Origin of the sequence: Aliiroseovarius sp. F47248L, assembly GCF_023016085.1 — a bacterium.
Taxonomy (GTDB): Bacteria; Pseudomonadota; Alphaproteobacteria; order Rhodobacterales; family Rhodobacteraceae; genus Aliiroseovarius.
This window is the reverse complement of sequence record NZ_JALKBF010000001.1, coordinates 2,451,087-2,475,860: the sequence shown is the minus strand read 5'-3', so window position 1 is coordinate 2,475,860 and position 24,774 is coordinate 2,451,087. Positions and strand designations below refer to the sequence as shown.

The following is a 24,774-nucleotide window of genomic DNA, read 5'->3' as shown; positions in this document are numbered from 1 at the left end:
AACGCTTAGGCTGCCAAACCTTTCGATCCCATTTTCAGGAATTTCTCGCGGCGTTCCTTCAGTAGTGCGTCGCCTTTCTGGCGTTTCTTAAGTGCCTTCAACTCAGCTTCGATGGCTTTCCCGACTGCTGCGATTGCTTCGCTGCGCCCGCGTTGTGCGCCGCCCAAAGGCTCGGGGATGATCTGGTCAATTACCCCCAATTGTTTCAGGTCTTGCGCGGTCAGGCGCAGGGCCTCGGCGGCTTCGCGCATCTTCTCGGCATCTTTCCACAGAATTGAAGCGCAGCCTTCCGGGCTGATCACTGAATAGATCGAATGTTCTAGCATCATCACGGTGTTGGCGGTCGCCAGAGCAACAGCGCCGCCCGAGCCACCTTCGCCAATGATCACGGAAATTACTGGCGATTTTACATTCAAGCTACGTTCGGTCGACCGTGCAATCGCTTCGGACTGGCCACGTTCTTCTGCACCCTTGCCGGGATAAGCACCGGGGGTGTCCACCAGCATCACGATTGGCAGACCAAAACGGTCGGCCAAATCCATCAGGCGGATCGCTTTTCGATACCCCTCGGGTCGCGCCATGCCGAAGTTTCGTTCGATCCGCGATTTCGTGTCGTTGCCTTTTTCCTGCCCCATCACGACGACCGGAATGTCACCTAGGCGGGCAAGTCCGCCCATTACGGCGTGGTCGTCTGCGAAGTTGCGATCTCCGGCAAGAGGCGTGTATTCGGTAAACAAAGCCTCGATATAGTCTTTGCAGTGCGGACGCTCTGGATGTCGCGCAACCAGGCATTTCCTCCACGGTGTCAGGTCTTTGTATAGTTCTTTTAGAAGGGTGTCTGCCTTGGCGTCCAACGCCTTGGCCTCTCCTTCCACGTCCATCTCGTCGTTTGAGCGGGCAAGGGCGCGAAGCTCCTCGGCCTTGCCTTCGATTTCAGCCAGCGGTTTTTCGAACTCAAGATAGTTGGTCATGACCCTGCCCAGTTGCACAATGTTCATGCCTATATGCCGCTTGCCGCGCGGCAATACAACTGTTGCTCGTTTCATGCGGAGGTTAAATCGGCAAGATTTATGCACGATAGTCAAGCTAAGACAGGCAGGACGAAGCCAGAGGGATATGTCATGCGCTACGAAGATCGATTGTTGCGGGTGCTAACCTATATTCACGACAATCCGGATGGGAATCTGTCACTGGATCGGTTGGCCGATGTCGCCGCCATGTCGCGGTTTCACTGGCACCGCGTGTTTCACGCGATGACCGGGGAAACCCGCGCACAGGTGGTGCGCCGGATGCGTCTGCATCGCGCTGCGGGGCGACTGGTTCGTGAGAAGACAGCAGTGGACGTGATCGCGCAGGGTTGCGGCTATCCCAACCCGCGCAGCTTTGCGCAGGCGTTTCGTGCATCGTATGGCATGACCCCGAATGCGTTTCGTCAGAAGGGTCGGTTGGACGCCTCGGTGCTTTTGCAACGAAAAGGAGATATAACCATGCATCCCGTAGAGATACGCAATCACGACACCCGGCGCGTCATCGGCTTGCCGCACAAAGGTGCATACATGGAGATCGGAGAGAAGTTCGAGGCCGTGGCGGCGATGATCGCCGCACGCAACCTGTGGGGGCAGTGTGGGCCCATGATCGGGGTCTATTTCGACGATCCCGATGCGGTCGACGAGAAAGCCCTGCGCAGTTTCGCGGGGGCGGAGTGGCGCGGGGGCGAGGTGCCGGACGGGTTCGAAAGCGTCGACATCAGCGGTGGCCGCACGGCAGTGATGACCTACAAGGGGCCTTATGCGACGCTGAAGTCGGGATATGATGCGCTTTATGGCGTTTGGTTGCCCAAGCCGGGGGAAATACCAGCGGATGCGCCATGTTACGAGGTTAATCTGAACGACCCGCGCGACACCACGCCAGAAGAATTGTTGACGGACCTTTGCATGCCACTGGCATAAAGCGATCATGGGTGGCGGGGTGATCCCCGCCACACTTGCCAGACGTGAATCAGCAGTTCGCGATCAGTTCAGCTTGCGCCACGATGACTTCGGCCTGCTTGATCGACGCGATATCGACCAGGCGCCCTTTGTAGACCGTCGCCCCTTCACCATTGGCTTTGGCTTGCTCCATTGCTGCAAGGATTTCGCGGGCTTCCGACACGGCTGCGTCTGATGGGGTAAACACTTCATTCGCCAATGCAATCTGGTTGGGATGGATCGCCCATTTGCCCACCATGCCCAGCGTGGCCGAGCGTTTGGCCTGCGCAACGTAACCCTCGTCATCCGAGAAGTCGCCAAACGGGCCATCAACGGGCAGTATTCCATGGGTGCGGCAGGCGGCGACAATCGCGGCCTGCGCCCAGTGCCACGGATCGGACCAGTGCTTTTCGCCCTCGCGCAGCATGTAGTAATTCTCCTGCGTTCCGCCGATACCCGTGGTTTGCATTCCCATTGACGCCGCGAAATCTGCCGCGCCCAGTGACATGGCTTGCAGGCGAGGGCTGGCGGCGGCGATGGCTTCGACATGGGCGATGCCGGCGGCGCTTTCGATAATCACTTCAAAACTGATCGGTTTGGTGCGACCTTTCGCGCGCTCGATCGCAGTGACCAACGCGTCCACAGCATAGATGTCCTCGGCGCAGCCCACTTTCGGGATCATGATCTGGTCAAGCCGGTCGCCTGCTTGCTCCAGCAGGTCCACAACGTCGCGATACCAATAAGGCGTATCCAGTCCGTTGATGCGAACAGAAAGATGTTTGTTGCCCCAATCGACGGTATTGATCGCCTCGATCGCGTTGGCGCGTGCCACATCCTTGTCCGACGGGGCTACGCTGTCTTCCAGGTCGATGTTGATCACATCGGCGGCCGAGGTGGCCATTTTGGCGAAAAGTTTGGTGTTGGAGGCTGGGCCAAACAGTTGACAGCGGTTCGGGCGGGCAGGGGCGGCGGGTTGGATGCGGAAGGACATATGTCGCCTTTCGGTAATGAAGTTGCGATTTCTTGAGCGCAATCGTTATTAAATTACCGAACAGTTCGCAAGTTCATTTTGCAGTCGCAGAATAGTTGCTCTGCGGCGGCGCGGAAACGCGGGGGAACAAGCGCTTTGCAAGCATGGGTGAAAGATTATCCGGCAAATATAATTTTTCATGCAAGAACGTCCGAAATATTTTTGTCGTTCCGCTAAGTTCGCAAGAAATTTGATGCAATCCTAGTGGATTATCCCTCGGACAAGATTCCACGAGGGCGCGATCATGATCAAGACACCATATCTTCTGTTTCTGGGCGATGCGCCCGATCAACTGGCGGCAAAAGTTGCACAGGGCATCAAAGACTGGCGGCCTGAAAACGCCGTTGGGCAGTATCGTATGGACGGCTGCAAGGCGGATCTGGGTCTGACGGATATGACCCTGCGTGAAGCCAAGGCGGCGGGCGCCAAGACGCTGGTCATCGGCGTGGCCAACCGTGGCGGCGTGATCTCGCAGGCGTGGAAAAAGGTGCTGGTGATGGCGCTTGAGGAAGGGTTTGACTTGGCCTCTGGTCTGCACAACCTGATGCGCGATGAACCCGATCTGGCTGCCGTGGCCGAAGCCACCGGGCGTGCGCTGCACGACGTGCGCCTTCCGGAAGTCAAATATCCCATCGCCAATGGTGTTAAGCGCACCGGCAAGCGGTGTCTGGCAGTGGGCACGGATTGTTCGGTCGGCAAGATGTACACCGCGCTGGCGATGGACAAGGTGATGCGCGAACGCGAGATGAAATCGACCTTCCGCGCCACCGGGCAAACCGGCATCCTGATCACCGGGGATGGTGTGCCCTTGGATGCGGTGGTCGCGGATTTCATGGCGGGATCGGTCGAATATATCTCGCCCGACAACGACCCTGACCACTGGGATTTGATCGAGGGGCAGGGGTCGCTGTTCCATGCCTCGTATTCCGGGGTGACGATGGCCCTGATCCATGGCGGTCAGCCCGATGCACTGATCCTGTGTCACGAACCCACGCGCGAACATATGCGCGGGCTGCCCGATTATCAGCTTCCAACGTTGGAAGACCTTCGCGATGTTGCCTTGACCTTGGCAAAGGTGGTCAATCCGGCATGTCAGGTGATCGGTATTTCGGTCAACACACAACATATGGCTGAAGATGCCGCCACGGCCTATCTGGCAGAACTTGAAGCCAAGATGAGCCTGCCGGCCACCGATCCGTTCCGGTTCGGGGCCGACAAGCTGGTGGATGCGCTGGCGGCGGTCTAAGTTGCCGTTCAGGCTAAACAGGGGGCGGACATGAAAATTTCGGTCACGGCAGATGTGTTCAAGCTGGCGCAGGTTTTCACCATCTCGCGCGGGTCACGGACCGAGGCGAAAGTGCTCACAGTTCGGATCACGGACGGCGATTATCACGGCTGGGGCGAATGTGTGCCCTATGCGCGCTACGGCGAAACTCTGGAAAGTGTCACGGATCAGATCAGGGATCTGCCCGCTAATGTGACGCGTCAGGCGCTGTTGGACATTCTGCCAGCAGGCGCCGCGCGCAACGCCGTGGATTGCGCCTTGTGGGATCTTGAGGCCAAGCGCGCGGGCAAACGTGTCTGGGAACTGGCAGGCCTGACCGAACCAAGGCCGGAGATCACCGCCTACACCCTGTCGCTGGCCGAACCCGCCGAGATGCGGGCGCAGGCCGAAAAACACGCCCACCGCCCACTGCTAAAAATCAAACTGGGCACCGCGGACGACATGGCGCGGCTTGAGGCCGTGCGCAAAGGTGCACCAAACGCGCGCATTATTGTGGACGCCAATGAAGGTTGGTCAGCGGAAGCTTATGCTGATCTTGCTCCGCATCTGGTGCGTCTGGGCGTCAGCCTTGTCGAGCAGCCCCTGCCTGCAGGCGAGGACGAAGCCCTGATTGGGATGAACCGACCGGTGCCGGTCTGTGCTGATGAAAGCTGCCATGACCGCGCCAGCCTGCCAAAGCTCAAAGGCAAATATGATGTGGTGAATATCAAGCTGGATAAAACCGGCGGCCTGACTGAAGCCTTGGCCTTGCACGACGCAGCGTTGGCCGAAGGTTATAAGGTCATGGTCGGTTGTATGGTTGGATCCTCGCTGGCGATGGCGCCTGCAACGCTGGTTGCACAGGGCGCGCTGGTCACAGATTTGGATGGGCCACTCTTGCTGGCGGAAGATCGGGACATGCCGCTCTTGTTTGATGAAAAGGGGGTTCATCCGCCCGAGGCAGCATTGTGGGGGTAACCGTTAGCTTCGCCCCGCAATCTGCGTCAGGAATACGCCCAGACCCATGACTGTGATCCCAGCACCGCGCCACAAGGAAAGAGGGCTGGCTTGTGCGCCAAATAAGCCAAAATGGTCAATGGCCGCAGCTGAGATCAATTGACCCAGCAGCACGAAAAACACCGCGTTGCCAACGCCGAAACTGGGGGCCACCCATGTGATAGTCAGCACGTAGAAGGCGACAAGACAGCCCGCTAAGAACAGATGCGGTGGCGACCCAATGGCACCTTTCAGAGAACCACCAGAGAAGAGGAACACAACCAACGTGGTCAGAAGCGCCACCAGAAACAGGATTACGCCCGCCGCGATAGGCGACCCCATCCGCTGCCCCAGTGCTGCGTTCAGAGCGGCCAATATGGGAATGCCAATCCCTGCGGTCAACATGATGGCAGCGGATTGTGTCGCAGATGGCATTGGAATTCCTTTTTGACTCTTTCGAAGACCCGAGTATCAACAGCCAGAACAGGAAACGTCGCACGGGTCAATGCGCCCGCTGCGCGTCACACCAAGGAGATATGACATGACCCGCACCGTTTACGTGAACGGAGAGTATTTGCCTGAAACCGAGGCCAAAATCTCGATCTTTGACCGTGGCTTCCTGTTTGCCGATGCGGTGTACGAGGTGACCAGCGTTCTGGGCGGCAAGTTGATCGCTTTTGACGGTCATGCCGAGCGACTAAAGCGCTCGCTGAGCGAGCTTGATATGCAGAACCCGATCTCGACCGAGGACTTGCTAGTGGTGCATCGCGAGTTGGTACGGTTAAACGATATCGACGAAGGGTTGATCTATCTGCAAATTTCGCGCGGGGCAGCATCGGATCGTGACTTTGCGTTTCCTGACCCGGACGAAGTGAAGCCGACGGTGGTTTTGTTTACGCAGGCCAAACCCGGGCTGGCTGAAACCGTGAAGCCGATGAAAGTCATTTCGATCGACGACATCCGCTGGGGTCGTCGCGACATCAAGACAGTACAACTGCTTTATCCATCAATGGGAAAAATGATGGCAAAGGCTGCCGGGGCAGATGATGCCTGGATGGTCGAAGATGGCTATGTGACCGAGGGCACGTCAAACAACGTCTATATCGTGAAGGACGGAAAGATTATCACGCGCGCTTTGTCGAATGACATCCTGCACGGGATCACCCGCGCCGCTGTGTTGCGCTATGCCGAAGAGGCGCAAATGGAGGTTGAGGAGCGCAATTTCACCATCGAAGAAGCCCAGAATGCGGATGAAGCCTTCTTCACGTCGGCGTCGGCTTTCGTGATGCCGGTGGTGCAGATTGACGACAAGGTGCTGGGGGATGGTGCGCCGGGACGGGTGGCGCTGCGCCTGCGCGAAATCTATTTGGATGAAAGCCTGAAAACGGCGATATGATTTGACCGCGTCAAAGCAACCAGAAGAAGGCCGAGGGATCGGCCTTCTTCTACTTCCGAATCACAACAAAACAGCGATCGGCAGATTGCCATTGTGCTGAACCCAGATCAAAGTCGGTCATAAGCTCTGGCCGCTCAAATTCGGCACATAATCGATAGGTCGTTTCCGAAAGCTTCTCGTATTTATATGATTCGCCTGTAACCGGATTGCTTAAGGGAGCCGCATCGTCGCAAAGGGAAGCAGCGGTCAGGTCATCTGGCAGCCCTTTATCCTGATCAGTGCGGCAGGTAACGGCGGCCTGAAGCTTCCGAAGATCAGCCAGTCGTGCCATGTCGCGTTTTTCAGCGCGCGCAGACAATGGGCCGCCGGTGATTGTCAGACCGGCAGCAATCGCCGCGACCACAAATGCGCCAATCGCCATAGGGGCAAGGGCGTCACGCTCCATCCCGCGCCTCGTCTGCTTCCTGCCGGAAATAGGCGAAGATTGCCCCTGCAACCCCGGCCACGACCAGTGCTTTCAGGATAAAACGCAGCGTAAGATCACCGCTCAGCAGCGCATAGATCACTGCCATCAGATCACCGAGCAGCGAGATTGAGGCCAGAAACAGGGTGACATAGCCGAACCACTTTCGCACGCCTGACCGACGCTTTCCCGGGTCCGCCTTGGTCGCCTGAACGGTTCGTCGGTTCAGCAACAGAAAGGTCGGGGTAAACACGATCAGTGCTGCGATGGACCACCGAGTCGAACTGAGCGCGTAACGACCTGTATTTTCGTCAAGAGGGTCGGTAATCCAATGGTCAATCAGATTGTGAAACAGCGCAACCAAATGCCATGCCGTCATCGCCAGCGCGACGAACATGATGCCATAAAAGAACGCCTCGCGCGCCGAGACATAGGGGCGAGGGCGTGGCACGGGTGTCGGAAAGTCGATGTCGGCCCAGGCGTCCAGCGCTTCGGACACCTCGTTTGGGGCCCAGCCCGACTGGATCAGCGCCGTGCGAATGTCATCCCGGTTTTTGCCCGCCGCCAATGCGTCACGGGTAAACTCCGCAAGTTGGTCGGACGGACGCATCAGCTTTTCTCGTCCAGCACGTTTTCCTTGAACGCCACCTCGAACGCCGCCTGCTTTTCAGGGCTGGTCTCTGTTTGGAACTTGGTTTTCCAGGCGTCATACGGCATGCCATAGAATGCTTCGCGCCCGTCGTCTTTGGTCATGTCGATGCCGCGCGCATTTGCGGCCTCTTGATACCAACGGGACAAACAGTTCCGGCAAAAACCAGCCAAGTTCATCATGTCGATATTTTGAACGTCCTGCCGGTCTTCCATCAGGTGTTTTTGCAACCGACGGAAGGCAGCGGCTTCAATTTCGATGCGGGTCTGGTCATCCATGGCGGATCCTTTCGGTCGATTGGGATACTTCATCAGGTGGGGGCGAATCCTGCAAGGTCAAGCGAAGCGCCGACTAAGAGTCTTTTGCAATCAAAGCCCGGTCTTTGCCAATGTCTCGGTCAGGATCGGGGCCAAACGCTCTGCCCAGCTTCGCTGCTGGTCTTCTGTTTTAATCAAATCGTTTCGAATTTCGATCAGCACATTGACCCGCCCCGTCAGCACCGCGTGGCGATCAATACTGTCACCATCCAGATGCCCGCCATAGGGTTCATTTTCGCCAACGCAAATGTCAGGCTCCTCTCTGAGTCGTGCAATCAGGGGGGTGGCTAGACGACTGTCGCGATCATGCAGGATCGCGATGTGCCACGGACGTTTTTCGCGACCTTGCAGTTGCGGCGTATAGGAATGCATAGCAAGGATTACGCTGTTGTTCTGCCGGGCGGCTAGGCGCGCGACCGCCCGGTGATAGGGGCGGTGAAATGCGTTCAGCCTGCGGTCACGTTCGGCCTGATCGACATTGCGGTTTGCCGGGATGACGGTGCCATCATAGAGCTTCATCACAAGCGTCGGATCGTCCTCGCCCCGGTTGGGGTCGATCACGAGCCGAGAGAAATTTGACAGAATGGCGGGGGCGTCTAAAAGTTCGGACAAATGGCGCGAAACGCCGGCAGCGCCGACATCATAGGCGATGTGGCGGGCCATATCGCCGGGTGCGAGGCCCAGATCGCCATTGCCCACGCAGGGTGGCACAGTATTGGCCGCATGGTCGCATGTGATCAGCCAACGCGAAGGTCGATCCTCGCCAAGGATAGAGTAGGGGTGATATGTCATATGTGTGTCATTCATGTTTGCCAGACCCGTTTATGCGAGGCGTCAGGCAAGCGCCAGTTGTCAGCGCTAACATTATCGGGCATAGAGCAATCAACCCGCTAAAAAGACCAATAACAAGGAGAGGTGCTCCGTGAGACGCCATCGGAACGTAAAGATTGTCGCCACTCTCGGCCCCGCCTCGAGTGATTACGATACGATTCGCGCGCTGTTTGAAGCTGGTGCGGATGTGTTCCGCATGAACATGTCGCACGGCACCCATGATGAACAACGAGCCCGTCACGCACTTGTACGTCGGGTTGAAAAGGATATGGAGCGCCCGATTGCGATCCTTGCGGATTTGCAGGGGCCGAAGCTGCGCTGTGGTGTCTTTTCTGCCGGAGCGACTGAAATCGAAGAAGGTCAGGATTTCCGATTTGATCTGGATGACACGCCCGGCGAGAGCCACCGAGTCTGTCTGCCGCATCCCGAGATTTTTGCCGCCCTGAAGCCCGGATCAACACTGCTTGTGAATGACGGTAAGCTGCGCCTGAAGGTCAAGGATTGCGGCGAAGATTTCGCCGATTGTGTTGTCGAAGTTGGCGGCACGATATCTGACCGCAAGGGTGTGAATGTGCCGGATGTGGTGCTGCCGCTGGCTGCCCTGTCGGATAAGGATCGCGCAGATCTGGAATTCGCGTGCCAATTGGGCGTTGATTGGCTGGCTCTTAGCTTTGTGCAACGAGCTGCTGATGTTGAAGAAGCCCGTGATCTGGCACAGGGTCGTGCGGCGATCCTGTCGAAAATCGAAAAGCCGGCTGCCGTGGACGCATTTGAAGCCATTCTGGAAGCGTCCGATGGGATCATGGTTGCGCGCGGTGATCTTGGCGTTGAACTGCCCGTTCACGCCGTTCCACCGATCCAAAAACGCCTAATTCAACTGTGCCGCCGTGCGGGTAAGCCGGTGATCGTCGCCACGCAAATGCTGGAAAGCATGATCGAAAGCCCGATGCCGACCCGGGCCGAGGTGTCGGACGTCGCCAATGCCATCTATGACGGCACAGATGCGGTTATGCTATCGGCGGAAAGTGCTGCGGGACAGTATCCCATAGAGGCTGTGGCAACGATGAACGCCGTCGCGATCGAAGTTGAACATGATCAGACCTATCTGGATCAGGTCGATGCGCAGCGGGTCGCGACCAGAAGTGGGGTTGCCGACGGGATCGTTGCTGCCGCACGCGAGATTGCAGAAACGACGGATATCAAGGCGATCTGCTGTTTTACACAGTCGGGAACAACCGCTCTGCTGACTTCGCGCGAACGGCCCAGTGTGCCGATCATTGCGCTGACCCCGCTTCGAGGCACCGCGCGGCGGTTGTGCTTGTCCTGGGGTACCAATTGCTTTGTGACACCGGATGAGGTTTTGCGGTTCAAGGCCGCCGTTGTTTCAGCCGCACGTGCGGCACGTAGTGCTGGCTTCGCAACAGAGACCGATCAAATCGTCGTCACAGCCGGTGTGCCCTTCAATGTGCCGGGCACAACGAATATCCTTCGCGTTGCCCCTTGCGATGAACGGCAAATTTTTGCCACAGATCAGGAGTAACCTATCTTCATCGCACCAGGGTGGGTGTGGAGGAGAGAGTTATGAGGGAAGACACGTTTCTGGTTGTCGGGATCATAGTGCTTGCGCTGTCGATCCCGTCGTTCTTGTCCGCAATCCGGGAAGGCCGGGCGCCACGCGTGCCGGCGATCATGTTCATGATTGGAGGAGCGCTTATCGCGCTTGCGATGATGAACCGCCCCGGCGGTTATCAGATCGAAGACATCTTCACCGCGTTTCGTACGGTTTTTGGCCGTTTGAAGGTGATGCTGGCCGCTTAACGAATTTGCCCGCTGCACAAGGCAAAAACCACTTGCCAGCCTGAACGATTCCGCCTATACGCCGCACTTCATGCGCGACCGGCTCAAGTGGCATGCCGAGTCGTGCACATAATACCGAACCTACGAAGGAGACGGAAATGCCCAAGATGAAGACCAAATCGAGCGCCAAAAAACGCTTTAAGGTGACTGCGACAGGCAAAGTCCTGGCAGGTCAGGCCGGCAAACGCCACGGCATGATCAAACGTCACAAGAAATTCATTCGTGATGCCCGTGGCACCACGACCCTATCCGCCCCCGACGCCAAGATCGTCAAGGGCTTCATGCCCTACGACCGCTAAGAGGAGATACGCATATGTCCCGCGTTAAAGGTGGAACCACAACCCACGCCCGTCACAAGAAAGTCGTCAAGGCCGCAAAAGGCTACTACGGTCGCCGCAAAAACACCTTCAAGGTGGCACGTCAGGCCGTCGACAAGGCGAACCAGTACGCAACCCGCGACCGCAAGAACCGCAAGCGCAATTTCCGCGCGCTGTGGATCCAGCGGATCAACGCAGCCGTGCGCTCGCATGACGAGGCTCTGACATACTCGCGCTTCATCAATGGCCTGAACCTGGCTGGCGTTGAAGTGGACCGCAAAGTTCTGGCCGATCTGGCCGTGCACGAGCCCGATGCTTTCGGTGCGATCGTGGAAAAAGCGAAAGCCGCTTTGGCTGCGTAAGCCGAGTTGCAATTGAATTCGGGAAAGCCGCTGGGGAAACCCGGCGGCTTTTTTCATTGGGTGAGGGGCGGATGGCGGGTATGCGGGACCAAGCCGACCTTCTACTTTTTGACTTTGCTGACGCAGCATTTTTCGCACTTGCAGAAGAGACCCCTTAGCAGTGCAGCAAACTTCATCAAACCGGCCATTCAGCGGGCCAATGCACGGCAATTTCAATCTGACCTTTCGCTGCGAGCCGGTCCAACAATCGAGTCACCGACAAACCTGCGCTTCGCTGTGACTGCGCCATTGGCCGGTCGCTTTATTGAAATTGCGTTAAGTGAGGTGCAGCTGCAGGCGGTTATCGCGGCCCCATGGTGTTTCGGGTGGAGTTCTCGGTTCTAGGATTGAACCGATGGTTGCTGTCGCATTTAGCTCAACAACCATCGGCCCAAAAGCCAACGTAACTTAGACGTCTACGACGACTTTGCCGATGGCTTGTCCGCTCGTCAGGTGGTCATAGGCGGCACCAACTGTGCTTAGGTCGAAGATCTGCTCGTCCAGCAGAGGTTTCATCGCGCCAGCATCGACGATCTCGGCGAGTCTCGCGAGGATCGCGCCGTGGGCTTCACGGTTCTGGTTGGTAAGCATGGGCAGCAACATAAAGATGATGTGCAGCGACAGCCCCTTGAAGTGCGCGGGCGACAGATCGATTTCCAGCAGGGCAACAGTGGAGGCGATATTGGCGTTCAGGGCTGCTGCCTCGAACGAATTGGTCATGTTGGCACCGCCAACGGTGTCAAAGATAACATCAAAACCAGCACCATCGGTGTGTTTCGCAACGTAGTTGGCGATTTTTTCGGCGGCAAAATCGATAGGTGTCGCGCCGTAGCCAGCGATCACGTTCATCTGTGCGTCGCCCGTGCCGGTTGCATAAACGTCAGCGCCGAAATGTTTGGCCAACTGAACGGCAAGGTAGCCAACGCCGCCCGCACCACCCTGCACGAGAACCTTTTGGCCCGCCGCGATGCCAGAGCGCTGAAGGCCCTCAAAGGCCGTGATGCCAACCAAAGGAATGGCAGCCGCTTCGCGCATGGAGAGAGACTTCGGCTTGTGTGCGATCAGCTTCGCATCGGCCAGCATGAATTCGGCCAAAGCGCCTTGCAGATCGGCCAAGCCACCTGCGCAGCCATAAACCTCGTCGCCCACGGCGAAACCGGTAACGCCTTCGCCCACCGCGTCAATAACGCCGGCGAAGTCCATGCCAAGAACCGCTGGTAGCGCAGGCGAGAGTGGCAGATCAGCGCCCATGCTGCGGATCATTGTATCAACCGTGTTCACGCTGCTTGCCGCTACGCGGACAACAACGTGGCCGGGTTTTGCTTCGGGCTTTGGCAGGTCGGCAGCCTCGAATGTGGCGTTTTCGCCGTAGGCTGTGATGGTCGTAGCTTTCATTGCATCGTTCCTTGAGAGTGTTTGATGGCCATGAACTATATTATTCTGTAGCGGGGTAAATTGCGCCAAACATGAGCTCAGTTTCTTTGATTTGAATAGAATGACGGGACGGACAAACCTCTGTGGAATTGGCCGCGCATTATCAACCCTGATTTGTATCCGCAAAACTGTCTCAAAGCGTCTCAACCTGAGACAGTTTACGACTTCGCCAACCCGCCGCTGATCTTGCGTCTTGCGGAAAAGAGCCCCGAGACCGCAGTTTCCGCTCAGAAGCCACGCAGCATTGCCGCTGCAGTTACGGGAGGAACACATGGCACCTACACGCGATGAACAACACTGGATGTATCGCAACATGGTCACGAGCCGAAAGTTCGAGGAGACCATTGCGAGCATCTATTTTGAGGGGAAGACACCTGTTTTCAGCATGGCCGATGGCCCGATCCCAGGTGAGATGCACCTGAGCGACGGACAAGAGCCTGTTGCAGTGGGTGTCTGCGCACACCTTAACGCAGACGATATTGTGACGGCCACGCATAGGCCTCACCACCAAGCGATCGCCAAGGGCGTCGATCTGGACAAAATGGCCGCCGAGATTTTCGGTAAGGCGACCGGCCTTTCGGGCGGGCGCGGCGGGCATATGCATCTGTTTGATGCGGACGTGAACTTTGCCTGTTCGGGCATCATTGCACAGGGCATGGGGCCAGCCGTTGGCGCAGCGCTGTCGCGCAAGATGCAGAACAAACCCGGTGTCGCGGTGGCCTTCCTTGGCGAAGGTGCGGTGAATCAAGGCGCGTGGCACGAGGCGATGAACCTCGCGGCGACGTGGAACCTGCCATTCGTGTGCATCATCGAAGACAACGACTGGGGCATTTCCGTTTCGAAGGAAGATTCGACCGCCATCGCCAACAACGCGGACCGTGCGGCGGCCTATGGCATTCCGGGCAAACGCGTGGCCGACAATGACCCTTATGCGATCTACGAGGCCGCTGGTGAAGCCATTGCAAGGGCGCGTGCTGGTGAAGGTCCGTCGCTCATTGAGATCGAGACCTATCGTTTGGCGGGCCACTTTATGGGTGACGCAGAGGGCTACCGCCCAGAGGGCGAGAAAGACGCGCTCTTTGCCAAGGATCCCATTCCAAAGATGCGCGGCAAGATGATCGCTGATGGCGTCGCAACTGAGGCCGAACTGGATGCTATCGAGGCAGAAAGTGCTGCCCGTGTCAAAGCCGCAATCAAATTTGCCCGCGAGAGCGCAGACCCGGCGCCCGAAGACGCGCTGACGGCTGTTTTTGCTTAAGCTGACGGAGGATATCATGACTAAATCAAACGAAAGAAAACTCACCATTGCCCGCGCCATGGCGGAAGCCGTGCAGCAGGAAATGCAGGTTGATCCGTCGGTCTTTGTGATGGGCGAAGACATCGGCGCTCTTGGCGGCGTTTATGGCAACACACGTGGTTTGCTAGAGGAATTCGGGCCAGAGCGCATTCGCGACACGCCGATTTCCGAGACCGCCTTTATCGGGGCAGCTGTTGGGGCTGCACAAGACGGGATGCGCCCTGTCGCCGAGCTGATGTTCGTCGATTTCTTCGGCGTGTGCTTTGATGCGATCTATAACCTGATGGCCAAGAACACCTACTTCTCGGGTGGGAATGTTAAGGTGCCGATGGTGTTGATGACGTCCACGGGGGGCGGCTATTCTGACGGTGGGCAGCACTCGCAATGTCTCTATGGCACCTTCGCGCACTTGCCGGGGATGAAGGTGGTATGCCCCTCCAACGCCTATGATGCCAAGGGGCTGATGACCGCCGCCATGCGCGACGACAGCCCCGTGGTATATATGTACCACAAGAGCCTTCAGGGCATGGGTTGGCTGGCAACTGAACCCGGCGCAACAGTGCATGTTCCCGAAGAGAGCTACACGCTTGAGATCGGCAAAGCAAAGGTTGCGCGCCAAGGCGAAGACGTCACCATCGTGAGCCTTGGCCTTGGGGTGCACAACGCGATCAAGGCAGCCGAGCAATTGGAAGGACAAGGCGTGAGCGCCGAAGTCATTGATCTGGTGAGCCTCGTGCCGCTGGACCGCGATACGATCCGTGCGTCTGTCGCCAAGACGGGACGGCTGATTGTTGTCGACGAGGATTACATGTCCTACGGCGTTTCGGGCGAAATCATCGCCAGCGTAACCGAGCATGACATTTCTGTGCTGAAAGCCGCGCCCAAGCGGGTGGCTTATCCGGACGTTCCAATCCCCTTCGCACGGGTGATGGAGCAGTTCTGCCTGCCCAACGTCGACAAAATCGTCACGGCCTTTGACAGCATGAAAGCTGCCTAGGGCAAAGATCAACGGGGCCGCACAGGGTTGCGGCCCCAAACATCACGAGGAAAAGACATGACAACGAATATCATTATCCCGACTGACCTTTGGGAAGAAGACGAAGAGACAGTGATCACCACTTGGCTGGTCAGCGATGGCGCAGCCGTCGAAGAAGGAGCACTGCTGGCCGAGATCATGACCGCTAAGGTGCAATACGAAATCAACGCGCCCGCATCGGGAACCGTGAGCATTACCGAAGAGGCAGATGCCGTTGTGCCCAAAGGGGCCGTTATTGGTACGATCTCATGAGCGACGGGGTGCGCACAGTTCCATTGAAAGGCGTGCGCGGCATGATCGCGGACGCCATGGTCAAAAGCCTCGCCACAGCGGCGCAACTGACGCACCATGGCAGTGCGGACGCATCCGCGCTCCTGGCCGAAAAGGCGCGTCTGACAGAGGCTGGCACCAAGGTTTCTGTCGAAGACCTGCTGATGCTGTCCGTTGCGCGCGCACTTAAGAAAAACCCTGACGCGAATGGCCGTGTGGAGGGTAAAGAGGTCAAGTTGCATGACGCGATTGATCTGTCCGTGGCCATCGCCCTTCCAGGAAATCTGCTTGTCGCGCCTGCCCTTTTCGGGGCCGGGGATATGGACGTCACAGAGCTGCGCGCCGCGCGTCAGGACTTGGCGGCGCGCGCAAAGATCAACAAACTGTCGGTGACCGAGACGACGGGTGGGACGTTCACCGTCACCAACCTTGGGCTCACGCGGGTTGAGCATTTCACGCCGATCTTGAATGCGGGTCAGATTTGTATCCTTGGCATTGGTCGCATGACGGATCGGGCCGTACGCTCTGACGATGGGGGGATCGAGCTCAGGCCGCATATGGGCCTGTCTCTGACGTTCGATCACCGCGCCTTGGATGGTGCGCCAGCGGGCGATCTACTGACTACGATCTGTGAGGAAATCGAAGGGATGGCGGTGTGACAACCGCCCTTCGCCTTGTCCGGTCTGCGGCGGAGGGTCTTGCCTATGAGTATGACCTGTTCACCGCGAAAGGCCCACAAGTCGGGATATGGACGGCGACGGATAATGCATTGGTTTGTCCGCGCGCGTATCGCCGCCGCGACGGGTTTGATCGGGCTTGCGAGGCCTCTGCCGCGCGCGGTTGGCCTGTGTTTCAGCGGCCCACAGGTGGCGGGGTTGTGCCGCAAGGCCCGATGGTCTCCAATCTGGCCTTGGCGTTCGATGCGCCCAAAACCTTCAAGATCGAGGACGGCTATCGCCTGTTGGTCGGCGTGATCAAGGCGGGCTTGGGGGGGCACGGCGTGGCCCTTGAAACGGGGGAAACGCCGCGCAGTTTTTGCAATGGCACGTGGAATCTGTCTGTTGGCAGCCAGAAAATTGTCGGCACGGCCCAAAGGTGGCGCCCCGTGCCCGGCGGGCTAACGCGGGTCTTGGCGCATGCCTTGATCTTGGTGCACGACACGCACGACGTCGGAGCTGATGCGGTGAGCGCCTTTCACAACGACCTCGGCCTTGCCCCCGTCGATGCAAACGCACACACGAGCCTTGAGGCAGCATTTGGCCTGCCTGCGCTCCCCGACACCATAATTCGAAATGCCGCCACCTCTGCGCTGAGGTCACTGGGCACGATTACCACAACCAAGGGCACAATCACTGGGAGGAAACCATGTCCAACGAAACAATCCACGTCCATCTAGAAGTCACCGTACCGGAGCCAAACCGAGGCGGCTTTCACGGGTTAATGTCCGAACTTGTTGAACAAGCGGGCAAAGAAGCCGGGACCCTTGTTTACGAATGGTACGAGGTTGGTGACACCGGCACGTGGCACATCCTTGAACGCTACGCCGATGCCGAAAACGGCGATCTTCACGTGAAGGGCTTTGCGGAAAACTACGCCGGTCGCTTCTTTGACTTGGTCGATAGCTGCACGGGCATCGTTTCAGATAACGCGACGCCCTACATCAAAGGCGTGCTTGAAGGTATTTCACCACTTTATATCACGCAAAAGGGCGGGTTGAACCGGTTCTGATATCGCCACCGCCTCTCGCCTCTGCATCGTTATGCGGGGCGGGAGATGCCATAGGCCTTCATTTTTCGATGGATCGTTGCCCGCCCGATGCCTAGTGTTCTGGCGGCCTTTGAAATGTTCCAACGCGCCCCGTTGAGGGCATCCACCAGCATCTGTTCTTCGTTGTAGATCGGCTGCGCGATTGCAGGGCGTGCCGGAACGGGCTCGCCCATATTGGGCAGGCCCAAATCAAGGCGCGTAATGCGCGCGCCGTCCCCTTGGATCAGCGCCTGCCGCAGGACGCTTTGCAGCTCTCGCAAGTTTCCGGGCCAAGAGTAATTGTTGATCGCATCGCAGGCTTCTTGGCTGAGCTCGATCTGTTTGCCTGACAGGCGCGCGGCGACGGATTTGGCCAGTTGCTTTGTATTACGATTGCGCAGGGGAGGAAGTACCTGGGCAGCGCCTGATAGCATGAAATAGAGATCATCGCGGAAAGTCCCTGCTGTAACAGCTTCTTTTAGTGGTCGACGGCTGGATGCGATAATCTGCATTTGGACATTTTGAGCAGACGGGCTCGCGTCTGCAGCATCCAATGCGTTCCTGAGAGCGGCCTGAGCGAATGAGGGCATTTCGTCGATATTGTCGAAAACCAACACTTCCTTTTTCCGCGTTGGCTCCCTTAAGGCACCGGCGATGCGCGCTTGTTCGATCAAGGATTGAACATAGGCGTGGTTTTTGTCTGACGCGTCCAGTGCGGCGCAATCGACGGTTACAGAGTGCGTGTCTTCGCCGAGCAAGGCCGCGATCAAAGCGGTCTTTCCGGTTCCCGTTTCCCCCTCAAGCAAAAGCGGTAAGGCGTGCTCAAGCGTGACCTTTGCCCGCTCGCATAATTCGCGCAAGGCGGGGCTTCCGATGGCCAATTCTTTCAAGAGCGGCCTGTCAGGCCTTTGCCCAATCGCGCGGGTAGGAACGGGCCGCCAGCCAGCGACCGAGCGTTTGCTTTGCAACGGCTCACGCGCCCAGAGATCAAGCATCGGGCCTTGGTCCCTGCGCACACTCAGAACCCTATCCGGGACGTGATCGAGGCTCGGCACGTCTGTGCCAAAGGCGTCTTCAAACCGCAGGCCAGCCAGCAGATCGTGGGTGTCGAAGCCCGCCAAACGATGCGCGGCGGCGGTCGCGCCAAGGATTGCCCCGCTTTCATCTACAGCGATCAGCTCAGAGCCCTTTATCAGGTCTCTACGCCCGGGCATGGCGACGGACACGATGGATTGATCCTTAAAGGCGCGTTCAAATAAGGTGTGTTGGATGCGGCTTGCGGCGGCCCCCAGAAGTTGCTGCGCGAACAGGGAATTGGCAGGGTTACCGTTGTCGATCGAGACCACGTTTGCGACGCCGATAACCTTGTTTGCCGCGTCGCGCAACGGAACGGCGCAACAGGCAAAGGATTTGAGTTGCGCGTAATAGTGGTCTGTTCCTCGCACGGTGATGTCGCGACCTTCCGCCAAGGCCATGGACACCCCGTTTGTCCCTGCGATGCGTTCGTCCCACACAGAGCCAAGCGCAATGCCGTTCCACGGCTCGCCCGCGTTTTTGCTTTCCAGCCGCACCAAAATGCCGTCTTTGTCGGTGATCACCAGGCAATGGCCCGCATCTGCGGCGAGTGTCGCAAGCTGGCGAAAGATGCCCTGCTTGCCACCGGTGCGTTCGGTCATTTCTTCAAGGCGCGGCGCGACTTCAGAGGACTGTAGCCTTAAGATGGGGTGGGCCGCGTTGCGCTCAAGATTGTAGTCGCGTTCGCATCTTTCCCAAGATGCGTTGATCGCGGTCTGTTTGCCGAGCCTTGTTTGTAGATCGGTCATCAAAATCCCCTCCCAAAGACTTCGTTGCGCGATGTGCCCCTAAGATACTGGTTTTTTCTAAGCGAGTCTCGCTGGATGATGTTGGGACCTTTGAGGCCAAGCGTAAGGGCAGGATTCCCCGCCCTTACGTTTGTTATCGGTTGAGGTTCTTTACCCCTTAGAAGGGCGCAAAGCCGTCGCTTTGGGCCGTCGGCACGCTCCAGCGCTCACGTGGGTTGAGGTTCTTCTCGGCGACGCCAAAACGTGGCACCTGACCGTGATCGCCGTAAAGCCAAAGCACGAAGTTTGAACGCTCGCCTTCGGTGATTGGCATGGATTCGTGCGGTACGCTGCCGTGGTGGATCAGGGCTGTGCCCGGTGCGAATGTCAGTTCTTCCACCTGACGTGTTTTTGGATCAAAGAACCGAACGCCAGAGCCAGAGAACTCTTCACCGGGAAGGTTCAGGTTGATGTTCAACGTGACCGAAGAGGCGTCCGTATGAGCGCGCAAAGACGTATCGGCATCCGCCTGCCACTGGATCGAGAACCCGAATGTCTGGGTGTCAAAACCCACGATATCGGGGAACAACAGACGCGAGATCGGGCGCATGTAGGCGTCCATCAAGCTGCGATAGAACGTCTGGAAATTCGGTGCCGCGAGAAAGCCTTCGGAGCGTTCGTCAAGCATCGCCCCGCCACGGTTGAGCGAGATCCCGTATGGCGGGCGCAGCGGGATTTCCGCATCCGCGACGTTTTCCATGTAGTCGCGCAAAACAGACAGGCGCTCGGGGTCGAAGAACTGTGTTTTGTACACACCCGGGAACACTTCTTCCCAAAGGTCTTTCACCGCGGTCTCCTTGGTTGGATCTTCCCAAGCCTGCTCGACGGCTGCGCGCAATTTGGGATCGTAAAGGCTGCTGTCCAGAGCAGGCGCATTGCTGTTGTCGCCTTCCCAGTTTTTCCAAGCGTCCTTGAACAAGTCCCGGTTTTGATCCCAGAACTGTTGCACGGAATAGGTCCGCTGAAGCATTTCGTCACGCGTGGGGCGTTCAACCGCGCGGGCGCGGTCTAATGATGTGGTTTGCATGATGTATCTCTCTTTTCAGTGTGTGGTACAAATTGGCGCGAAGGTGTTAGCCCAGCTTGGCGACGGCATCGGTGATGCCTTGCATCACGGCTGCAACGTGGCCCGCGTCTTGGGCGGCGGCTTGGGGTTGGGCGAAGCGGCGGCTGTCATTATCGAAGTATTTGCCCGACGCGTTGGCAAAGGTCTCTCCGAGGGCGGCCTCGATCAGGATGTCGGCGCCGATGCTCAGATCGTTGCCCGAAACGCCAAAGCCTTCTTTGACCATCTTGGAGGCCAGCAAAGACCCGGGGTTCACCGCGATGACGGCGGGGCCTTCCGGCAATTCGCGCGCCATTTCCTTCGACCAGATCGTGATGGCTAGCTTGCTTTGGGCATAGGCGCTCATGTCATCAAGCGGCATGTTTCCGTTCAGCGCTTTCAGATCGATTGGCGCCTGCGCAGCCGACGACAGGTTCACGATGCGCCCGTCCTTGGCGATGACCGACAGCAACTCGCGGGTCAGCACATAGGGGGCGAAGGTGTTGACCATGAAACGGATGTCATATCCGTCGGCAGTGACCGTCTTCGGAGCTTTGAGGATGCCCGCGTTATTGATCACGGCATCAAGCTGCGTGTGGTTCTTGCGGATTTCGGCGGCCATGGCGTGAACATCGGCCATCTTTGTCAGATCGGCGATGTAGGTTTCTGTCTTGCCGCTGACCTGCTTTGCAGCGGCGTCTAGCTTGGCTTCGCTGCGGCCATGCAGCAAAATTGTGTGCCCTTCGGCGGCCAGCTTTTCTGCAGTCAAAAGGCCGATGCCGTCAGTGGAACCTGTGATGAGAATTGTCTTGGTCATGTGATATTCTTTCGATGTGTTTCAGCGTGTTCAGGGGGTCAGTACCGCACGAGCGTTCGGCTCTCGATGCTTTGGCGCACTGTGTGAATGTTCGGATCCTCGATCATATCAAGCGCGCTGTGTCCGATGGACGCGCGGCCCTTATTGTCGAAGATGTTAAAATATGCGACGTCGTCTGGTGTCATTTTGGACATATAGACCCATTCGTGATCCGCGTTCGCGGCCAAGCCCATGATCTGGCCCTTGCGATCCGGATATATCAGGTCGAGCAGGATCCAGTCTTCGTCGGCGACGCTTTCGGGAAGGATAAAGCCCAAAGGGGCGGAGTTGATTGGCGCGGCAACTGGGCGCCAGACGTTGATGAAAGCGTAGTGGCCTTTGGCCCATTCCGCGGCTTTTTCTACGCCCAGAATGTCGATTAGCCGCTGCTCCGCACCATGTTTGCTGTAGTCGCTATGGACGTTGCGGGCGGGCTTTCGCGCCGCATCTGGATCATCAATGCGAACCGTGTGATCGAAAATGATGACTTCTTTGACGTCGATTTCATCTGCCAGAAGTTTGGTTAGCTCAGCATCATAGGTCGGTTGCCAACCATTGTCGTTGTCGTAAGACCTCACCTGCGTCGGGACGGTCGCGAACCCGACAGAGGCCTTTTCAAAGGTGGTGGAGACGCCCACGGCGCGTTCGTCAAAGACCTGCACCTCAGTCGGGGCCAGCTCTGGTGATATAAGGTTCCCAACGATACCGCCTGCGTCCAGTTCAAATGCCTGCCGCTCTGGTTTGTGCACGTGGTAATTTACTGTGGCGAGTTGGGTCATAAGAGCCTCCGTTTGCGTCTGTGCATTTGACTTATCACTCTCAAAAAATATAAAAAGGAGACGGAAGTGATTTCAGTTTTTTGAAAATGGATATAATGTGGACGCCCAAAGCCTTCGCCTATTTGTCCTGACCTGCGAGACGCACAACATCAGTGCGGCGGGGCGCGCACTTGGTATGGCGCCAGCCGTCGCCAGCGCGCGGATCGCGAAGTTGGAGCGTTTTGTCGGGGCGGACCTAATGCACCGCTCGACCCGCAAACTGTCCCTCTCGCAGGAGGGTCAAGACTTTTTGCCCTACGCCAAAGAGATGATCGCCCAAGAGGAGGCCGCGCTCGCAGCCCTTGGCAAAGGACAGACCAAGATCAGCGGAACGCTGCGCTTTGCGGCCCCCAGCACATTTGCGCAGCTATATATCGCGCCACTGTTACCGAAGTTCATGGACAAATATCCGGACCTGATCTTGGATCTGCACCTCTCGGACGCTCAGTTTGATCTGATCGAGGGCAGCTACGACCTTGCCCTGCGCAATTCCGTTCTTGAAGACAGCAGTTTAACCGCGCGAAAACTAGCGGACGACATTCGCATCCTTTGCGCTTCACCGGACTATCTGGAGAAGTATGGCACTCCGGTCGAGCCCGCCGATCTACATTCCCATCGGTTGATTGCCTTTCGTGATCTTGAGCCACGTAGCATTGTTGCGACGGACGGGACCATCGACATATTTGATCCACGAAAGGCCGAATATCGTCTTCTCCTAAACGACGGCTCGACCCAAAAGAAGCTGACGCTTGATGGGGGAGGGATTTCGGTTAATTCACTATGGTTGGTCCATGATGCCTTGCGTGACAGCACCCTTCAGCGTGTACTGCCGAATTTCCGGATGGAGGAAAGCCCTGCGCTTTGGCTGATCTATCCCAAAAGCAACGTGGTGTCCGCCAAGGTTCGCGCACTCATAGACTTCCTGATCGAACACGTAGGCCGCGCACCGAAATGGCAAAAGCCATCTTAGGCAGACACCCTCGCCAATAGTAACCCTATACGCTTTGGGCTCTGAATTCGACCCATAGCTCTCGCTGCGCTCTGCGCGAATGGCCGGTTTTTCCGCTGCGTGGTAGCATCTGATTTTGCGCGTGCGCAGAAATATCCGTGCTGCGAGCGCATGCAGCGAAAAAATCCAAGGTACGGGTTGGGCTCAAACCTGTCTATCTAATAACTTTCGCCCCGTATGTCGATTTTGCCGATCTTCAATCGTCTGGTACACAGAAAGGCCTGAAGCCTTTCCCAACAGATGAAAGGAAAGACCATGCAATATATGTGTTTGATTTACGCCCAAGAAGGAAAAGAACCGCAACCTGGCACTGATGAATTCGGCCCCTTCATGCAGGGCTACATGGATTTCACCCAACGTATGAAAGAGTCTGGTAAACTCGTTTCAGGCGATGCGCTGCAACCCACCGCAACCTCGACTACGGTGTCTGTGCGTGGTGGCAAGGCGGAAACCGTGGACGGCCCGTTTGCCGAAACCAAGGAGCAACTTGGCGGCTATTACCTGTTGGACTGCGAAGATCTTGATGATGCGTTGAAATGTGCCGAGCAGATCCCGTCAGCCGCGTTTGGCCGTGTTGAGGTGCGCCCTGTGGTTATCTGGGACTGATTCCACATGCTGCCCCCGGTTGAGGTTCCCACGCTTGTCACGCGATTGATCCGCGAAGACTGGGGGCGCATTCTGTCGTCGCTCGTCTCCTCGATCGGGGATTATGGGCTGGCAGAAGACAGCTTGCAGGATGCGGTTGTGTCGGCGTTGGAAGAATGGCCGCGCAAGGGCGTGCCCCGTCACCCGGATGCATGGATGATCACTGTGGCGCGCCGTAAAGCGCTGGACCGGATCAGGCGAAACCAGACGGCCATGCGCAAGTCGGGCGAACTGACCCTTTGGCTTGAACAGCACCGCAATGATCCCGAGGACCGTCCAATGATGATCCCCGACCACCGGCTAGAGATGATTTACACATGCTGCCACCCAGCGCTTGAAGAAAAGTCGCGTGTCGCCCTGACCCTGCGCGCGCTTGGCGGGCTGACCACCGCCGAGATTGCCGGGGCATTTCTGGACAAAACCGAAACCATGGCGGCCCGCCTGACGCGGGCCAAGAAAAAGCTGCGCGCGGCAGGTATCGCCTTCAAACTACCCGAACCAGAGGACTTGCATGACCGCACGGATGCGGTGCTGCGGGTGATTTACCTGATCTTTACCGAAGGCCATTGGTCTTCGGACGGGCAAATGTCGCGCACCGATCTGGTGAACGAGGCGATCCGGCTGGGCCGTATCCTGACCGGGCTATTGCCGGACCATGCCGAGGCAAAGGGGCTGCTGGCCCTGATGCTGCTGGGTGACAGCCGCCGCCTGGCACGCAAGGGCGACGATGGTGCCTTCTTGCCGCTAGAGGCGCAGAACCGCGCCCGTTGGGATCGCGCCAAGATCCGCGAAGGCGGCGCGCTGGTCGAAACGGCGCTGTCTATGGGACCGGCTGGCCCCTATGCGATACAGGCGGCAATCAGCGCACTTCACGCCAATGCTGCCAGCTTCACCGCCACCGATTGGCCACAGATCGTGGCACTTTATGAGGTGCTGGCCCAACGCCAACCCAACCCGATTGTGCGGATCAATCAGGCCGCTGCCCTGTCTTATGCCAAGGGGCCACAGGCTGGGTTAAGCCTGCTGGACACGCTGTGCGTCGATGACAAACTGAACGGGTATCAACCCTATCACGCCTGTCGCGCCGATCTTCTGGCGCGGCTGGGGCGCAGGCAGGACGCCGCTGCAAGCTACCGCACCGCGATATCCCTTGCCGTCGCGCCGGAAGACAAAGCGTTTCTTTCAAACCGCCTTCGCGCCTTGACCGCCCCCTGAGCACCCGCGCCCGCTTGCCATTTTGCCCTGCATTCGCTAGCTGGAAGCGGTGC

General features: G+C 57.7%; 29 protein-coding genes. 17 read left to right on the top strand and 12 right to left on the bottom strand.

What is annotated here, in order from left to right:
• Nucleotides 1-5 precede the first annotated feature (5 nt).
• A complete protein-coding gene (locus tag MWU51_RS12345) occupies nucleotides 6-971 on the bottom strand; it encodes an acetyl-CoA carboxylase carboxyltransferase subunit alpha (protein WP_247037541.1) in 966 nt (321 codons plus the stop codon).
• Between the two features lie 150 nt (nucleotides 972-1,121).
• On the opposite strand from MWU51_RS12345, the gene MWU51_RS12340 reads away from it, so the two are divergent.
• Nucleotides 1,122-1,949 (top strand): AraC family transcriptional regulator, encoded by an 828-nt coding sequence (locus MWU51_RS12340; RefSeq protein ID WP_247037540.1) that lies wholly within the window; start codon nucleotides 1,122-1,124, stop codon nucleotides 1,947-1,949.
• Between the two features lie 49 nt (nucleotides 1,950-1,998).
• On the opposite strand, the gene MWU51_RS12335 is transcribed toward MWU51_RS12340, so the two are convergent.
• The gene (locus MWU51_RS12335; protein WP_247037539.1) at nucleotides 1,999-2,958 is read right to left on the bottom strand and encodes an L-malyl-CoA/beta-methylmalyl-CoA lyase; all 960 of its coding nucleotides are present in this window, start codon (nucleotides 2,956-2,958) and stop codon (nucleotides 1,999-2,001) included.
• 283 nt (nucleotides 2,959-3,241) lie between these two features.
• On the opposite strand from MWU51_RS12335, the gene dgcN reads away from it, so the two are divergent.
• Both dgcN and dgcA read left to right on the top strand, forming a co-directional pair.
• Complete coding sequence (gene dgcN / locus MWU51_RS12330) at nucleotides 3,242-4,243, top strand: N-acetyltransferase DgcN (RefSeq protein ID WP_247037538.1); 1,002 nt, start codon at nucleotides 3,242-3,244, stop codon at nucleotides 4,241-4,243.
• Between the two features lie 30 nt (nucleotides 4,244-4,273).
• Nucleotides 4,274-5,239, top strand: a complete 966-nt coding sequence (gene dgcA, locus MWU51_RS12325; RefSeq protein ID WP_247037537.1) for an N-acetyl-D-Glu racemase DgcA — start codon at nucleotides 4,274-4,276, stop codon at nucleotides 5,237-5,239.
• Between the two features lie 3 nt (nucleotides 5,240-5,242).
• On the opposite strand, the gene MWU51_RS12320 is transcribed toward dgcA, so the two are convergent.
• Entirely contained in the window at nucleotides 5,243-5,692 is a 450-nt protein-coding gene (locus MWU51_RS12320) for a DMT family transporter (RefSeq protein ID WP_247037536.1), read from the bottom strand.
• Nucleotides 5,693-5,798: 106 nt separating this feature from the next.
• Here MWU51_RS12320 and MWU51_RS12315 point away from each other — a divergent pair, with 106 nt between their 5' ends.
• Nucleotides 5,799-6,653, top strand: coding sequence for a D-amino-acid transaminase (locus MWU51_RS12315; protein ID WP_247037534.1), 855 nt, complete (start codon nucleotides 5,799-5,801; stop codon nucleotides 6,651-6,653).
• A gap of 49 nt (nucleotides 6,654-6,702) precedes the next feature.
• On the opposite strand, the gene MWU51_RS12310 is transcribed toward MWU51_RS12315, so the two are convergent.
• The 4 genes from MWU51_RS12310 to MWU51_RS12295 all read right to left on the bottom strand — a co-directional run bounded on the left by MWU51_RS12310 (nucleotide 6,703) and on the right by MWU51_RS12295 (nucleotide 8,874).
• Nucleotides 6,703-7,098 (bottom strand): hypothetical protein, encoded by a 396-nt coding sequence (locus MWU51_RS12310; protein ID WP_247037533.1) that lies wholly within the window; start codon nucleotides 7,096-7,098, stop codon nucleotides 6,703-6,705.
• On the bottom strand, nucleotides 7,088-7,726 hold the full coding sequence (locus MWU51_RS12305; RefSeq protein WP_247037532.1) for a DUF5671 domain-containing protein: 639 nt from the start codon (nucleotides 7,724-7,726) through the stop codon (nucleotides 7,088-7,090). Before MWU51_RS12305 ends, MWU51_RS12310 begins: the two co-directional genes overlap by 11 nt.
• Nucleotides 7,726-8,043, bottom strand: a complete 318-nt coding sequence (locus tag MWU51_RS12300) for a DUF1244 domain-containing protein (RefSeq protein WP_247037531.1) — start codon at nucleotides 8,041-8,043, stop codon at nucleotides 7,726-7,728. The genes MWU51_RS12305 and MWU51_RS12300 overlap by 1 nt, the downstream gene beginning before the upstream one ends.
• A gap of 90 nt (nucleotides 8,044-8,133) precedes the next feature.
• Nucleotides 8,134-8,874 carry an N-formylglutamate amidohydrolase gene (locus MWU51_RS12295; protein ID WP_247037530.1) on the bottom strand — a complete coding sequence of 247 codons (741 nt, stop codon included), beginning with the start codon at nucleotides 8,872-8,874 and terminating at the stop codon, nucleotides 8,134-8,136.
• Nucleotides 8,875-9,004: 130 nt separating this feature from the next.
• Between MWU51_RS12295 and pyk the strand changes: the two genes are divergently transcribed.
• The 4 genes from pyk to rplT all read left to right on the top strand — a co-directional run bounded on the left by pyk (nucleotide 9,005) and on the right by rplT (nucleotide 11,449).
• Nucleotides 9,005-10,453: a pyruvate kinase gene (gene pyk, locus MWU51_RS12290; protein ID WP_247037529.1), complete on the top strand. Its 1,449-nt coding sequence runs from the start codon at nucleotides 9,005-9,007 to the stop codon at nucleotides 10,451-10,453.
• A gap of 41 nt (nucleotides 10,454-10,494) precedes the next feature.
• Nucleotides 10,495-10,731 carry a hypothetical protein gene (locus tag MWU51_RS12285; RefSeq protein WP_091431782.1) on the top strand — a complete coding sequence of 79 codons (237 nt, stop codon included), beginning with the start codon at nucleotides 10,495-10,497 and terminating at the stop codon, nucleotides 10,729-10,731.
• Nucleotides 10,732-10,868: 137 nt separating this feature from the next.
• Complete coding sequence (gene rpmI, locus MWU51_RS12280; protein ID WP_008560811.1) at nucleotides 10,869-11,069, top strand: 50S ribosomal protein L35; 201 nt, start codon at nucleotides 10,869-10,871, stop codon at nucleotides 11,067-11,069.
• A 14-nt stretch (nucleotides 11,070-11,083) separates the two neighbouring features.
• Entirely contained in the window at nucleotides 11,084-11,449 is a 366-nt protein-coding gene (gene rplT, locus MWU51_RS12275; RefSeq protein ID WP_247037528.1) for a 50S ribosomal protein L20, read from the top strand.
• Between the two features lie 447 nt (nucleotides 11,450-11,896).
• On the opposite strand, the gene MWU51_RS12270 is transcribed toward rplT, so the two are convergent.
• On the bottom strand, nucleotides 11,897-12,883 hold the full coding sequence (locus MWU51_RS12270) for a zinc-dependent alcohol dehydrogenase family protein (protein ID WP_247037527.1): 987 nt from the start codon (nucleotides 12,881-12,883) through the stop codon (nucleotides 11,897-11,899).
• Nucleotides 12,884-13,193: 310 nt separating this feature from the next.
• Here MWU51_RS12270 and MWU51_RS12265 point away from each other — a divergent pair, with 310 nt between their 5' ends.
• The 6 genes from MWU51_RS12265 to MWU51_RS12240 are packed head-to-tail and all read left to right on the top strand — an operon-like array spanning nucleotide 13,194 to nucleotide 17,253.
• On the top strand, nucleotides 13,194-14,180 hold the full coding sequence (locus MWU51_RS12265) for a thiamine pyrophosphate-dependent dehydrogenase E1 component subunit alpha (RefSeq protein ID WP_247037526.1): 987 nt from the start codon (nucleotides 13,194-13,196) through the stop codon (nucleotides 14,178-14,180).
• Nucleotides 14,181-14,196: 16 nt separating this feature from the next.
• The gene (locus tag MWU51_RS12260) at nucleotides 14,197-15,216 is read left to right on the top strand and encodes an alpha-ketoacid dehydrogenase subunit beta (protein ID WP_247037524.1); all 1,020 of its coding nucleotides are present in this window, start codon (nucleotides 14,197-14,199) and stop codon (nucleotides 15,214-15,216) included.
• Nucleotides 15,217-15,273: 57 nt separating this feature from the next.
• The gene (locus tag MWU51_RS12255) at nucleotides 15,274-15,507 is read left to right on the top strand and encodes a lipoyl domain-containing protein (protein WP_247037523.1); all 234 of its coding nucleotides are present in this window, start codon (nucleotides 15,274-15,276) and stop codon (nucleotides 15,505-15,507) included.
• Nucleotides 15,504-16,184, top strand: a complete 681-nt coding sequence (locus MWU51_RS12250) for a 2-oxo acid dehydrogenase subunit E2 (RefSeq protein WP_247037522.1) — start codon at nucleotides 15,504-15,506, stop codon at nucleotides 16,182-16,184. The genes MWU51_RS12255 and MWU51_RS12250 overlap by 4 nt, the downstream gene beginning before the upstream one ends.
• Complete coding sequence (locus MWU51_RS12245; protein ID WP_247037521.1) at nucleotides 16,181-16,921, top strand: hypothetical protein; 741 nt, start codon at nucleotides 16,181-16,183, stop codon at nucleotides 16,919-16,921. The genes MWU51_RS12250 and MWU51_RS12245 overlap by 4 nt, the downstream gene beginning before the upstream one ends.
• Nucleotides 16,891-17,253: an antibiotic biosynthesis monooxygenase gene (locus MWU51_RS12240; protein ID WP_247037520.1), complete on the top strand. Its 363-nt coding sequence runs from the start codon at nucleotides 16,891-16,893 to the stop codon at nucleotides 17,251-17,253. The genes MWU51_RS12245 and MWU51_RS12240 overlap by 31 nt, the downstream gene beginning before the upstream one ends.
• 29 nt (nucleotides 17,254-17,282) lie before the next feature.
• Here the strand turns inward: MWU51_RS12240 and MWU51_RS12235 are convergent, their stop codons facing one another.
• From MWU51_RS12235 to MWU51_RS12220, 4 genes are all read right to left on the bottom strand, one after another.
• On the bottom strand, nucleotides 17,283-19,094 hold the full coding sequence (locus MWU51_RS12235; protein WP_247037519.1) for a sigma 54-interacting transcriptional regulator: 1,812 nt from the start codon (nucleotides 19,092-19,094) through the stop codon (nucleotides 17,283-17,285).
• Nucleotides 19,095-19,251: 157 nt separating this feature from the next.
• Nucleotides 19,252-20,160, bottom strand: a complete 909-nt coding sequence (locus MWU51_RS12230; protein WP_247037518.1) for a 2OG-Fe(II) oxygenase — start codon at nucleotides 20,158-20,160, stop codon at nucleotides 19,252-19,254.
• A gap of 46 nt (nucleotides 20,161-20,206) precedes the next feature.
• Nucleotides 20,207-20,995, bottom strand: coding sequence for an SDR family NAD(P)-dependent oxidoreductase (locus MWU51_RS12225; protein WP_247037517.1), 789 nt, complete (start codon nucleotides 20,993-20,995; stop codon nucleotides 20,207-20,209).
• 38 nt (nucleotides 20,996-21,033) lie between these two features.
• The gene (locus MWU51_RS12220; RefSeq protein WP_247037514.1) at nucleotides 21,034-21,813 is read right to left on the bottom strand and encodes a CmcJ/NvfI family oxidoreductase; all 780 of its coding nucleotides are present in this window, start codon (nucleotides 21,811-21,813) and stop codon (nucleotides 21,034-21,036) included.
• A gap of 97 nt (nucleotides 21,814-21,910) precedes the next feature.
• On the opposite strand from MWU51_RS12220, the gene MWU51_RS12215 reads away from it, so the two are divergent.
• The 3 genes from MWU51_RS12215 to MWU51_RS12205 all read left to right on the top strand — a co-directional run bounded on the left by MWU51_RS12215 (nucleotide 21,911) and on the right by MWU51_RS12205 (nucleotide 24,721).
• The gene (locus tag MWU51_RS12215) at nucleotides 21,911-22,822 is read left to right on the top strand and encodes a LysR family transcriptional regulator (protein WP_247037513.1); all 912 of its coding nucleotides are present in this window, start codon (nucleotides 21,911-21,913) and stop codon (nucleotides 22,820-22,822) included.
• A 294-nt stretch (nucleotides 22,823-23,116) separates the two neighbouring features.
• Entirely contained in the window at nucleotides 23,117-23,467 is a 351-nt protein-coding gene (locus tag MWU51_RS12210; protein ID WP_247037512.1) for a YciI family protein, read from the top strand.
• Nucleotides 23,468-23,473: 6 nt separating this feature from the next.
• Nucleotides 23,474-24,721 carry a DUF6596 domain-containing protein gene (locus MWU51_RS12205; RefSeq protein WP_247037511.1) on the top strand — a complete coding sequence of 416 codons (1,248 nt, stop codon included), beginning with the start codon at nucleotides 23,474-23,476 and terminating at the stop codon, nucleotides 24,719-24,721.
• The last annotated feature ends 53 nt before the right edge of the window (nucleotides 24,722-24,774 follow it).

Excerpts from the sequence above, each read along its gene's own strand:
- MWU51_RS12315 (WP_247037534.1), top strand. The coding sequence starts at position 5,799 with ATGACCCGCACCGTTTACGTGAACGGAGAGTATTTGCCTGAAACCGAG.
- MWU51_RS12310 (WP_247037533.1), bottom strand. The coding sequence starts at position 7,098 with ATGGAGCGTGACGCCCTTGCCCCTATGGCGATTGGCGCATTTGTGGTC.
- MWU51_RS12300 (WP_247037531.1), bottom strand. The coding sequence starts at position 8,043 with ATGGATGACCAGACCCGCATCGAAATTGAAGCCGCTGCCTTCCGTCGG.
- rpmI (WP_008560811.1), top strand. The coding sequence starts at position 10,869 with ATGCCCAAGATGAAGACCAAATCGAGCGCCAAAAAACGCTTTAAGGTG.
- MWU51_RS12210 (WP_247037512.1), top strand. The coding sequence starts at position 23,117 with ATGCAATATATGTGTTTGATTTACGCCCAAGAAGGAAAAGAACCGCAA.
- dgcA (WP_247037537.1), top strand. The coding sequence starts at position 4,274 with ATGAAAATTTCGGTCACGGCAGATGTGTTCAAGCTGGCGCAGGTTTTC.
- MWU51_RS12255 (WP_247037523.1), top strand. The coding sequence starts at position 15,274 with ATGACAACGAATATCATTATCCCGACTGACCTTTGGGAAGAAGACGAA.
- MWU51_RS12295 (WP_247037530.1), bottom strand. The coding sequence starts at position 8,874 with ATGACATATCACCCCTACTCTATCCTTGGCGAGGATCGACCTTCGCGT.
- MWU51_RS12250 (WP_247037522.1), top strand. The coding sequence starts at position 15,504 with ATGAGCGACGGGGTGCGCACAGTTCCATTGAAAGGCGTGCGCGGCATG.
- dgcN (WP_247037538.1), top strand. The coding sequence starts at position 3,242 with ATGATCAAGACACCATATCTTCTGTTTCTGGGCGATGCGCCCGATCAA.
- MWU51_RS12260 (WP_247037524.1), top strand. The coding sequence starts at position 14,197 with ATGACTAAATCAAACGAAAGAAAACTCACCATTGCCCGCGCCATGGCG.
- MWU51_RS12230 (WP_247037518.1), bottom strand. The coding sequence starts at position 20,160 with ATGCAAACCACATCATTAGACCGCGCCCGCGCGGTTGAACGCCCCACG.
- MWU51_RS12220 (WP_247037514.1), bottom strand. The coding sequence starts at position 21,813 with ATGACCCAACTCGCCACAGTAAATTACCACGTGCACAAACCAGAGCGG.
- MWU51_RS12225 (WP_247037517.1), bottom strand. The coding sequence starts at position 20,995 with ATGACCAAGACAATTCTCATCACAGGTTCCACTGACGGCATCGGCCTT.
- MWU51_RS12345 (WP_247037541.1), bottom strand. The coding sequence starts at position 971 with ATGACCAACTATCTTGAGTTCGAAAAACCGCTGGCTGAAATCGAAGGC.
- MWU51_RS12270 (WP_247037527.1), bottom strand. The coding sequence starts at position 12,883 with ATGAAAGCTACGACCATCACAGCCTACGGCGAAAACGCCACATTCGAG.
- MWU51_RS12320 (WP_247037536.1), bottom strand. The coding sequence starts at position 5,692 with ATGCCATCTGCGACACAATCCGCTGCCATCATGTTGACCGCAGGGATT.
- rplT (WP_247037528.1), top strand. The coding sequence starts at position 11,084 with ATGTCCCGCGTTAAAGGTGGAACCACAACCCACGCCCGTCACAAGAAA.
- MWU51_RS12240 (WP_247037520.1), top strand. The coding sequence starts at position 16,891 with ATGTCCAACGAAACAATCCACGTCCATCTAGAAGTCACCGTACCGGAG.
- MWU51_RS12205 (WP_247037511.1), top strand. The coding sequence starts at position 23,474 with ATGCTGCCCCCGGTTGAGGTTCCCACGCTTGTCACGCGATTGATCCGC.
- MWU51_RS12265 (WP_247037526.1), top strand. The coding sequence starts at position 13,194 with ATGGCACCTACACGCGATGAACAACACTGGATGTATCGCAACATGGTC.
- MWU51_RS12305 (WP_247037532.1), bottom strand. The coding sequence starts at position 7,726 with ATGCGTCCGTCCGACCAACTTGCGGAGTTTACCCGTGACGCATTGGCG.
- MWU51_RS12340 (WP_247037540.1), top strand. The coding sequence starts at position 1,122 with ATGCGCTACGAAGATCGATTGTTGCGGGTGCTAACCTATATTCACGAC.
- MWU51_RS12235 (WP_247037519.1), bottom strand. The coding sequence starts at position 19,094 with ATGACCGATCTACAAACAAGGCTCGGCAAACAGACCGCGATCAACGCA.
- MWU51_RS12335 (WP_247037539.1), bottom strand. The coding sequence starts at position 2,958 with ATGTCCTTCCGCATCCAACCCGCCGCCCCTGCCCGCCCGAACCGCTGT.
- MWU51_RS12285 (WP_091431782.1), top strand. The coding sequence starts at position 10,495 with ATGAGGGAAGACACGTTTCTGGTTGTCGGGATCATAGTGCTTGCGCTG.